Below are 7,548 nucleotides of genomic sequence, written 5' to 3' on the forward strand. Positions count from 1 at the left end.
TGTCCGTTGCTCGGTCAGTCCCCAGCGAGGCTCAGGTGCTGCGAGACGGTCGGGACGGTGATGGCGAGAACAATGCCGACGAGTACCAGCAGCAGCCATAGCCCCGATAGCAGCTTCACTGCGAAGCTATTGGGGGGTTGCGGAGGGCCATAGCGATTCGGGCCAGTCTTGCCCGGGATTGCGATCATCAACAATGGGACGAAGGCACCTAAGACCGGTACCAGATTGAGCAGTAGAAGCCAGGCGGAAACTCCGATATCGTGCAGCCGCTGCGCGCCGATCTGTATGTTGACGACTATGGCACCTATGCCGAGAAGCGCCATGAGCACCAGGCCGGCAGTGCTCGAGATGGCCATCACGATACTTGCTATTCCGACCAGGCCGGCGACTGCGAACATCACGGCCAACGACCAGGCCAGATAGCGCAAGCGACCGATACGGCCCTGGATGGTGAAAACGCGGAGTTCGCCCTGACTCGCCATTGGCGCGCTGACAGTTGCCTGCGGCGGCGCGTATGGCGAGTGTTCGCCTGAACCCGTGGGAGGCGTGACGCTCTGCGCAAGCTGAGCCTGCCGCGCCAAAAACTTGTCGATGATGATTCCGCAGGCAGAACATTCGCTTTGATGGCGCTGTGTGTATCCACACTTCGGGCACGTCATCTGCGCCTCATCCCCGCCGGGCGCGCCAGAGCCAGACTGCTCGTCGTTCGTGAGTGGCTCGAGGGAGAGCTGGTCGGGCTCCTTGCGCGCATAGGCGCCGGCGCGCTGGAGCACCGCAAGGTAGCGATCCGCTTCGTCGCTGCGCAGGCCGCTCTTGAGTGCGACCCGGCCGCCGCGAAACAGCTGCTCAACCCGAGTCCGATCTGTTTTGAACAGTCGCGCGAGTGCGTCTTTTACGTCGTCAGCGCTGGCACCAGGCATCAGATCGCCGCTGAAGAGGATTTTGTAATGGGTTTCGTTCATGTGGCGTCCATGTCACTAGAGGGGTGGGTTTGTAGACGGGGCTGCACGAGCGACGTGAAGGCGGCGATTCCTCGTCGATGCGGAAACGTCTTTCGTGCGTCTTCGTCCGGCGCGTGAGCGCTCAGAATGGCTTGACCACTACCAGAATAACGATCACCAGAAGGAACAGCACCGGCACTTCGTTGAACCAGCGATAGAAGACGTGTCCGCGAGTATTTTCATCGCGAGCGAAGCGCTTCAGTTGCGCGCCGCACATGTGGTGATAGCCGATTAATACCAGGACGAGGGCAAGCTTGGCATGCAGCCAACCGCCGCTGGTGAACAGCCCCGGGTTTAATATCAGCATCCATGTTCCGAACACCAAGGTAGCTACCATCGACGGCAGCATGATGCCGCGATAGAGCTTGCGCTCCATGACTTTGAAGCGCTCGCGGCTGATCGTATCTTCACTCATGGCGTGATAGACGAAGAGGCGGGGGAGATAGAAAAGGCCGGCAAACCAGCAGACGATCGAGATGATGTGAAATGCCTTGAGCCAGAGGTAGAGCATGCGCAAGCGTCCTGCAGTCAGAATGTCAGCGATAGTATTGTTTGTGGGACGATACGTCATCCCGATGGTTGGCCGGCAATCAAAGCAGCTTTATCATCGAGCCCTTTTAAGGCGTTCATTGCGAGGCAGACATGGTCAAGGTCGGTATCGTCGGCGGCACAGGCTACACCGGGGTGGAATTGTTGCGCCTGCTGGCGCAGCACCCGCAGGCCGAAGTAGTGGTGATCACCTCGCGCTCTGAAGACGGCGTGAAGGTTACCGACATGTATCCGAACCTCCGAGGTCACTATGACGGTCTCGCGTTCAGTGTGCCGGATGTGTCGACACTGGGTGCCTGTGACGTGGTCTTCTTCGCGACCCCACACGGGGTCGCGCACGCCTTGGCGGGCGAGTTGCTGGCGACCGGTACACGTGTTATCGACCTGTCGGCCGATTTCCGTCTGCAGGATGCCAATGAGTGGGCCAGATGGTACGGCCAACCCCATGGCGCGCCGCAGTTGTTGAACGAGGCCGTCTATGGTCTGCCGGAAGTCAACCGGGAACGGATCAAGACTGCTCGGTTGATCGCGGTACCCGGCTGCTACCCGACTGCTACCCAGCTGGGATTCCTTCCGTTGCTGGAAAACGGTCTGGCCGACAACCAGCGGTTAATCGCCGACTGCAAATCCGGGGTCAGTGGGGCAGGGCGCGCCGCCAAGATTGGCTCTTTGTTCACTGAGGCAGGTGAGAGCATGATGGCCTATGCGGTCAAGGGACACCGCCATCTTCCGGAAATCAGCCAGGGGCTGCGTCGCGCTGCCAATGGTGAGGTCGGGCTGACGTTCGTTCCGCATCTGACGCCGATGATCCGCGGCATTCATGCAACGCTTTATGCCTCGGTGGCCGACACTTCGGTGGATCTGCAGTCGCTCTACGAGAAACGTTACGCGAACGAGCCCTTTGTCGACGTGATGCCTGCTGGCAGTCATCCGGAGACGCGCAGCGTACGCGGTGCAAACATGTGCCGGATTGCCGTGCATCGCCCGCAAGGCGGAGACCTCGTCGTCATACTCTCGGTCATCGATAATCTGGTTAAGGGCGCATCGGGGCAGGCGATCCAGAACATGAACATCATGTTTGGGCTGGAAGAGCGCCTTGGCCTGAACAATGTGGCGTTACTGCCCTAAAACACCCGTTGGCATGCGAATAGCTCAGCGGTTTGCCCGATGGTGCGCATAGGCTTTCTCAGCCACAACTGGCTGGCTAATAGTTGACCGATTTGGTGGGGTAAGCCGATAATGCCTCGCCATAGCAGTAGGCGTTCTAGCGCCGGGAGAACTCAATGAGTGTCGAATCCTTCACACCCACCGCGATCCAGTTCAGTCAGGGTGCCGCGAGCAAGGTGAAGACCCTGGTCGAAGAAGAGGGCAACCCGCGCCTTAAATTGCGAGTGTTCGTCACTGGCGGTGGCTGCTCCGGTTTTCAGTACGGCTTTACCTTCGACGAGGAGGTGGCGGATGACGACACCATCATCGAGCGTGAGGGGGTTAGCCTGGTGGTGGATCCGATGAGCTATCAGTATCTGGCTGGCGCGGAAGTCGATTACCAGGAGGGACTTGAGGGGTCTCGCTTTGTAATCAAGAACCCGAATGCGACAACAACATGTGGCTGCGGCCAATCATTCTCGATCTGACAGTAGTTTCGTGTTGCTAAACGCCGCGCCATGCACGGCGTTTTTGATGGCGGGCATTATGTCCTTTAAGCTGGATAGATGGCGCCGAGCACCCGCAATCCGCGGGCGCCGGTCACGCTGGGGCGATTGGCAGGAATGTTTTCTAGGCAACAGTGGGCCAGCCAAGCAAACGCCATGGCTTCCACCCAGTCCGGCGGGATGCCGAAGGCGTCCGTACTGCAGACGTGACGTCCCGGCTGCAGGGCCTGCAGTCGGCGCATCAGGAAGGAGTTGTGAACGCCCCCGCCGCAAACGAGAAGCTCCTGCGCGGTGGGCTGCGCGAGTTCCAGAGCATTGCTGATGCTCCTTGCCGTCAGCTCCACCAATGTTGCCTGAACGTCTTCGGGTGAGAGGGCTGTCGCACCTGCCAAGTGGCGTTCCAACCAAGTCAGGTTGAAGAGCTCTCGTCCGGTACTTTTGGGGCCTCGCACGGCAAAGAACTCGTCGGCTAACATGGCTTGCAGCAGGCTCTGGTTCACTCTGCCGCTTGCGGCCCATTCCCCGTCACGATCGAACGGCAGATCGCACTGTCGTTGGATCCACGCATCCAGCAAGACATTTCCGGGGCCGCAATCGAAACCACGAACAGTTTGTTGTGGTTCAAGGAGGCTGAGATTGCTGAACCCGCCGATATTGAGAATTGCACGAGCTTTACTGCTGTCGCGAAAGACTGCTTCGTGAAAAGCAGGGACTAACGGAGCACCTTGCCCGCCGGCTGCGACGTCTCGACGACGAAAGTCACCAACGACGGTTATGCCTGTGAGCTCGGCAAGCAATGCAGGATTGCCAATCTGAATGCTGAAGCCTCGAGTAGGTTCGTGGCGTACGGTTTGGCCATGACTGCCGATCGCACGAATGGCTTCGGGCTTGAGCTGGTTCTCGTCCAGCAGCGCTCGTATGACTGAGGCGGCAAACTCAACCCAGCTATGCTCGGTAGTCGCAGCTCTGGCAAGTTCGTCAGGGCCCGAGGAACAGAGCTCTAGGATATTTTGGCGAAGTGTGGCTGGCAGTGGCTCGAAGCGGCTTGCGGCAAGTTTGGTCTGCACGCCCTGCTCGATCAAGGCAACATCCAGCCCATCCAGGCTGGTGCCCGACATGACGCCGATATACAGCGTCATGCTTATTGCTTATTGAGTGCAAGCATGGTGGCTCGTTCGTCATCCATGCGCGCCATCAGCGGCTGACTCAGCTGCAGGAAGCGTTGCTTCTCGTTCTTCGCTATGGGGTCGGCCATGGGCAATTTCAGACCCAGCGGGTCGACGTGTACGCCATCAACCTGGAATTCGTAATGCAGATGCGGTCCGGTAGAAAGTCCGGTGGTACCGATGTAGCCGATGATCTGACCTTGTTTGACCGAGGATCCGTTTCTTACCCCTTTGGCAAATCCCTGCATGTGCGCGTATAGCGTGCGGTAGCGCTGACCGTGCTGGATCACCACTGTATTGCCGTAGCCGCCCTTACGCCCGGCAAGTAGCACCTTGCCGTCACCGGCACTCTTAATCGGGGTGCCATGCGGTGCGGCATAGTCAACGCCCTTGTGGGCGCGGATCTTGTTCAGAATGGGATGTTTACGTCCATTAGAGAAGCGAGAGCTGATGCGCGCGAAGTCGACAGGCGTGCGAATGAAGGCTTTACGCATGCTGGTGCCGTCTGCATTGTAATAACTGGTGGTGCCGCCCTTGTTGGTGTAGCGCACCGCGGTAAAGGCTTTGCCTCGATTGACAAAGCGGGCAGCGAGGATATTGCCAGTTCCGACGCGACGGCCTTCGACGATCTTTTCTTCGTATATCAGTTCGAATGAGTCGCCTTTGCGGATGTCTAGTGCGAAATCGATGTCGTAGCCGAACACGTTCGCTAGATCCATGGTGAGGTTATGAGAGAGGCCGGCTCGTTTAGCTGCGACAAACAGGCTGCTATCAATCTCGCCGTGTGCGTACACGGATCTGACTTCCGGTTTAATCTGCTCCTTCTTAAAGGAGTAGCCCTTTGAGGTTCTTTCAAGATGCAGGCTCTCGAGAGCGTTGATCCTGCTTTTTAGTCCGGCCAGTTCGCCTTGTTCGGTCAGCTGGAACTCGATTACCTGGCCAATCTTCAGCTGAGTCAGCTGTTTCGCCTCTTTGCTGCTGGTGAGCACGCTGTGGACCGTACTCGTGCCAAGGCCCGCCTTGGCGAATAGCGTTGATAGCGTATCGCCATTGGCAACCACGAGCGTTTTGGCAAGGGGATTCACCTCGGGCTCAGGCAATTCAGCGGTTTCATCGCGTTCATTATCAATGGTGGCGAAAGGTGCCTCAGCCCGACTACCGGGGGCCTCGCCTTCAGCCTGCGGCGAGACTGCCTGCTCGGTGGCGTAGTCCAGCCGCAGATCAATGAAGCTCTTTTTGGCTTCTACCTCGCGAGACGGAAATACAAGCAATGCCAGGCTTAGGAGCGCAGCGACGCCGCTAGCTGCCAGCAGGTGGCTCTTCGGGTAGATAGGGGCTTTGGGATAAGTCATTAGATATCTGGCATGTTTTTGCACAGGAAATAACTGTCTAAAATATAAGCAAACCCCGCTCGAGGCAACCCTTGCAGGCGTTCCATCTGTCGATCAGCCCACAGGTCACGAACTTGTATTTTGCGCGTGATCTTGTAAGGCTTGCGGCTTTTATTTCTAGGTGCGGAGCCCCCCATGAAGTCGATTGAAGAGCAGTTGTCGGTCATTAAGCGGGGTGCTGATGAGGTGCTCGTTGAGTCGGAATTGATTGCCAAACTGAAGCGCGGACAGCCGCTGCGCGTCAAGGCAGGGTTCGATCCGACGGCCCCTGACCTTCACCTGGGGCACACGGTGCTGATCAACAAAATGCGCCAGCTGCAGGAGCTGGGGCATCAGGTGATTTTCCTCATAGGCGACTTCACGGGCATGATCGGTGATCCCAGTGGGAAAAGTGCGACCCGGCCCCCATTGACGAGGGATCAGGTTCTGGAGAATGCGGAAACCTATAAGGCACAAGTGTTCAAAATTCTGGACCCTGCGAAAACCGAGGTTGCGTTCAATTCGACGTGGATGGATCAGCTGAAGCCTTCCGATTTCATCAGGCTTGCCTCGCAGTACACCGTGGCGCGCATGCTTGAGCGCGACGACTTCAGCAAGCGGTATGCCAGTAACCAGTCCATCGCGATTCATGAATTCCTGTATCCGCTGGTTCAGGGTTATGACTCGGTGGCATTGAAGGCGGACATCGAGCTCGGGGGGACTGACCAGAAGTTCAATCTGCTCATGGGGCGTGAGCTGCAGCGGGCCTATGGTCAGGAGTCGCAGTGTGTGATCACGATGCCGCTGCTGGAGGGCTTGGATGGCGTCAAGAAGATGTCCAAATCGCTGGGTAACTATGTTGGTATCCAAGAGTTGCCTGGTGTCATGTACAGCAAGCTAGTCTCGATTCCTGATGGTTTGATGTGGCGATACTTCGAATTGCTCAGTTTCCGTTCTGTAGATGAGATTGAAGCATTTCGCTCCGACGTAGAGCGCGGCGCGAATCCGCGGGATATAAAGATCAAGCTGGCAGAAGAGATCGTGGCGCGCTTTCATGGTGAAGAGGCCGCAGCAGTGGCGCATCGCTCGGCAGGTAACAGGATGAGGGGTGGCGAGCTGCCGGATGATTTGCCGGAAGTCGAGTTGATGTCCGATCAGGATATGCCGATCGCATCCGTGCTTAATAAGGCTGGGCTTGTCAAAAACGCGGCGATGGCGCGTGACCTTTTGGGGGCTGGAGGGGTCCGGGTGGATGGGGGGGTTGTTGACCGGGGCTTTGTATTTCAATGTGGGGCGGTCCATATTTGCCAGGCGGGTAAGAAGTCAGCTGCGCGGATTACTCTGAAATTGAGCAAAACTGAAATAAGCGGTTGACGCCAGTTTTGAGGCCCCTATAATGCGCACCACTTCCGGCGCAGTCCTTAAGTAAAACCTCTTGTAAATCAAAAGGTTAGCTAAATAAAAGGGTTGCGTCGGTGGCGGATTCGAGTAGAATGCGCCGGGCTGACAGGGCGGTGGTTGAGTTCTGTTGGTGGCTTCGGTCGGATTGATCGGAGGCGGTTGAAAGAGGTGGTTGACAGCGGTTTTGAACGCTGTATGATTCGCCTCCCGCTGATGAGAGATGCAGATTGATCGGGGCGGCAAGCGGTTGAGTAGAAAAGAAATTTTCGAAAAAACAGCTTGACAGTGAGAAGGGCTGCTGTAAAATGCGCGGCCTCGGTTGAGACGAAAGGCTTGATCGAAACGCTCTTTAACAACTGAATCAAGCAATTCGTGTGGGTGCTTGTGGATGTAAGACTGGTAGTCGCAA

7 protein-coding genes and 1 pseudogene are annotated in these 7,548 nt (G+C 57.2%); 3 read left to right on the forward strand and 5 right to left on the reverse strand.

What is annotated here, in order from left to right; all coding sequences use genetic code 11:
- Window positions 1-14: 14 nt before the first annotated feature.
- Window positions 15-962, reverse strand: a complete 948-nt coding sequence (locus N8H22_RS13450; protein WP_264591017.1) for a DUF805 domain-containing protein — start codon at window positions 960-962, stop codon at window positions 15-17.
- Window positions 963-1,083: 121 nt separating this feature from the next.
- Window positions 1,084-1,512 carry a protoporphyrinogen oxidase HemJ gene (hemJ, locus tag N8H22_RS13455; RefSeq protein ID WP_264591018.1) on the reverse strand — a complete coding sequence of 143 codons (429 nt, stop codon included), beginning with the start codon at window positions 1,510-1,512 and terminating at the stop codon, window positions 1,084-1,086.
- A gap of 131 nt (window positions 1,513-1,643) precedes the next feature.
- On the opposite strand from hemJ, the gene argC reads away from it, so the two are divergent.
- Both argC and erpA read left to right on the forward strand, forming a co-directional pair.
- A complete protein-coding gene (gene argC / locus N8H22_RS13460; RefSeq protein WP_264591019.1) occupies window positions 1,644-2,678 on the forward strand; it encodes an N-acetyl-gamma-glutamyl-phosphate reductase in 1,035 nt (344 codons plus the stop codon).
- 155 nt (window positions 2,679-2,833) lie between these two features.
- Entirely contained in the window at window positions 2,834-3,184 is a 351-nt protein-coding gene (gene erpA, locus N8H22_RS13465; RefSeq protein WP_264591020.1) for an iron-sulfur cluster insertion protein ErpA, read from the forward strand.
- Between the two features lie 65 nt (window positions 3,185-3,249).
- On the opposite strand, the gene N8H22_RS13470 is transcribed toward erpA, so the two are convergent.
- Together N8H22_RS13470 and N8H22_RS13475 are read right to left on the reverse strand one after the other, a co-directional pair.
- Window positions 3,250-4,341, reverse strand: coding sequence for an anhydro-N-acetylmuramic acid kinase (locus tag N8H22_RS13470; protein ID WP_264591021.1), 1,092 nt, complete (start codon window positions 4,339-4,341; stop codon window positions 3,250-3,252).
- 2 nt (window positions 4,342-4,343) lie between these two features.
- Window positions 4,344-5,720, reverse strand: a complete 1,377-nt coding sequence (locus N8H22_RS13475; protein WP_264591022.1) for a peptidoglycan DD-metalloendopeptidase family protein — start codon at window positions 5,718-5,720, stop codon at window positions 4,344-4,346.
- A 174-nt stretch (window positions 5,721-5,894) separates the two neighbouring features.
- Between N8H22_RS13475 and tyrS the strand changes: the two genes are divergently transcribed.
- Window positions 5,895-7,112 carry a tyrosine--tRNA ligase gene (gene tyrS / locus N8H22_RS13480; RefSeq protein WP_264591023.1) on the forward strand — a complete coding sequence of 406 codons (1,218 nt, stop codon included), beginning with the start codon at window positions 5,895-5,897 and terminating at the stop codon, window positions 7,110-7,112.
- On the opposite strand, the pseudogene N8H22_RS13485 reads toward tyrS, so the two are convergent.
- A pseudogene (locus tag N8H22_RS13485) lies at window positions 7,062-7,548 on the reverse strand (hypothetical protein); the annotation flags it as partial. The gene tyrS and the pseudogene N8H22_RS13485 sit on opposite strands and share 51 nt — an antisense overlap.

This window comes from Stutzerimonas sp. S1, from assembly GCF_025966695.1.
In the GTDB taxonomy this organism is placed as follows: domain Bacteria; phylum Pseudomonadota; class Gammaproteobacteria; order Pseudomonadales; family Pseudomonadaceae; genus Stutzerimonas.